The sequence below is a fragment of the Polynucleobacter sp. MWH-Loch1C5 genome (assembly GCF_018881775.1).
GTDB lineage: Bacteria > Pseudomonadota > Gammaproteobacteria > Burkholderiales > Burkholderiaceae > Polynucleobacter.
Genome location: NZ_JACVPR010000002.1, coordinates 14,937 through 17,935, shown reverse-complemented (window position 1 = coordinate 17,935; position 2,999 = coordinate 14,937). Strand labels below are relative to the sequence as shown.

The following is a 2,999-nucleotide window of genomic DNA, read 5'->3' as shown; positions in this document are numbered from 1 at the left end:
CAACAGGAACAACCGATACGATAGCTGGTGTATTGGAAGGTAACGGTACTCTAACAAAGAATGGTACTGGCACGACGGTCTTGACAGGTGCTAACACCTATACTGGTGCGACAACCATCGGTGCTGGTGTCTTACAAGTCGGCAATGGCTCAACTATTGGGGCTATTAGTACGGCTAGCATTACAAATAATGGTGAATTAGTTATTAATTTAAGTTCTGATCTCGGCCTATCGCAAAATATTTCTGGTTCAGGCATCTTGACTCAGTTAGGTTCTGGGACTTTGACGTTATCAGGATCTAATACATTTACTGGTGGCGTTAATCTAAATTCTGGTTATGTTTTAGTAGATAGTTCTGGTGCAATTGGTAGTTCTGGAACCATTTCATTTAATGGTGGCACTCTTCAATATAGCTCTAACAATACAGCAGATTATTCTTCAAGATTCAGTGCGGCATCTAACCAGACATTCAAAGTTAATACAAATGGTCAATCTGTTACTTATGCATCAACACTTGCTGGTACTGGATCTACGTTAACCAAATTAGGCTTGGGTACTTTAACTTTAAGTAATAACCAAACATATAGTGGTTTAACAACGATTTCATCTGGTACCTTGGCTTTTAGCGGGTCTAATAAGACCTATGCAACATCTGGTATTTCAAATAGCGGGTCTTTCAACGTTAGTGGAACTATAGGTTTATCAATTCCGTACATCAATGGTTCTGGATCTATAGTACTTCCATCTAGTGGATCCCTGACATTAACAGCAGCTACGGGTGAGATTGCCGGTCAAATTAGCGGTTCAGGTGGCTTGGTACTGGCTGCGGGAGATTTAACTCTTTCTGGAAACAATACATATACAGGCGTAACAACAGTATCTGCAGGAACTCTTACAGTTAAATCAGCAACAGCTCTAGGATCATCTTCATCACTTACTAATATTTCATCTGGAGCAAGACTAGTTATTGATGGTGGTGGCTCAAATCTTGTGATTGCTGAACCTATTTCACTTGTTGGAAACGGTATTAGTTCATCGGGCTCATTGGTATCAAGAAATGGTAGTCATGAACTTTCTGGAAGTTTGACTCTGGTTGGTGACACTCTAATCACTGTTGAATCAAGTTCTAGTGAATTTACATTTAATGGTGCGATTGATGGTGGGTATGCCTTAACTATTAATAGCTCTGATAAGGTTTATTTAAATGGTGCCATTGGTCAATCAACCGCACTCGATAGCCTAACTACAAATACAGGTGGTACAACTTATATTGGAGCGAATGTCAAAACTATTGGAGCGCAAACTTACAATGACAATGTCATAGTGACAGCTAATGTAACAATTCAGTCAGCAGGTGTTGTTAGTGATATTGCAAATATTACTGATGGAAGAACAACAGCGACTTACTATGCCACATCTTCAGGCTGGTCTCCTGCGGGTGAGCCGGCTCAGTATGCATTTGACAATAATAATAATACCAAGTACCTGAACTTCAATGGTGCGGGATCCGATGTTCTAATCGACGTTGGTTCTGCTCGAATAGTCACTGGTCTAGGGTTAACTACTGCTAATGATTCACCAGGAAGAGATCCTGCTTCTTATACTTTGTACGGTTCCAATACAGCATTTATCATCACCAGCACAAGTGGTAGCAATATTGCATCTGGAGGTTTACCAGGGGCTGTTCAAATTGCATCTGGTGCTTTAACTCCCCCGAGTGGTCGCTTCACAGCATACCCATCGGTGAATTTCATTAATTCTAGCGCCTACAGGTACTATCGTTTGGTATTTAATAGCACCGCTGGCGCCGGAGAGTACTTCCAAATTGCTGAAATTAAGCTTCCTAGCCAATCTAACAGCGCAAGTTCTTCAGCCATCAATTTCAATAGTGGCTTTACAGCACTAAATAACGTCGTAATTAATTCAGTTGGCACTTTAAGTGCTGGCAATATGCAAGTTGCAGGTAATTTGAATATTACTAACGGTGGAACTGGATCTATCTCAGGGGTGATTTCTGATGGTTCATCAGTGGCGAATTTAAGCAAATCAGGTTCTGGCGTACTAACTTTATCTGGTACGAATACATACTCAGGTACAACGACTATCAATGCTGGAACGATGAGCGTGACGGGTAGCTTAGCGGATGGTACTGCTGTGACAGTGGCAAGTGGAGCTACTTATAGCGTGGGTTCTAATGATCGAGTTGCGTCTGTTGCTGGTGCTGGCTTGATTGAGCTTAATAGCTACATGCTAACTGTTGGTGACACCAATAATCAAACCTTTAGTGGTGTGATGTCAGGCTCTGGTCAATTGACAAAGATTGGTGCTGGCAATCTAATCATGAGTGGCGCTAATACATATACAGGCGCTACAAACATCAATGCTGGTAGTTTGACTGTGACAGGTAGCTTATCTGATAGTACCGCTGTGACAGTGGCAAGTGGTGCTACTTACAATGTTGATACCACAGACACCATTGGATCGCTAGCTGGTGCTGGCTCAGTGACTACAAGTACTACGGGTGCTAAGACATTAACGGTGGGTTCTGATAACTCCACAACAAGTTTCTCTGGAGTTATTTCTAATGGCGCTGGCACTTTAAATTTAGTGAAGTCCGGTTCTGGAGTATTGACACTCTCCAATACAAATACTTATACAGGTATTACAACTATCAGTGCTGGCACATTAGCGCTCTCAGGTAGTGGCTCAATTGCAACATCGAGCAAGTTAGTGGCTAATGGCACATTTGATATTAGTGGTACAAGCAGTGGTGCTGATATTAAGAGTCTGGATGGTTCTGGATCTGTCGTTTTAGGCTCTAAGACCTTGAATTTAACTGCAGCTAATGACGCTTTTGCGGGTGTCATTTCTGGAACGGGTGGATTAACCCTGGCTAGTGGTATACAAACTCTATCTGGTACGAACACATATACAGGTGGTACCACTATTAATGGTGGCACATTGACTGTGAACGGTAGTTTGTCCGACAGCACATCAGTT

General features: G+C 42.0%; 1 protein-coding gene. It reads left to right on the top strand.

Annotated features, from left to right (window positions below; all coding sequences use genetic code 11):
* The coding region (locus tag ICE94_RS08405; RefSeq protein ID WP_216151133.1) for an autotransporter-associated beta strand repeat-containing protein at positions 1-2,999 on the top strand (2,999 nt) is incomplete at both ends.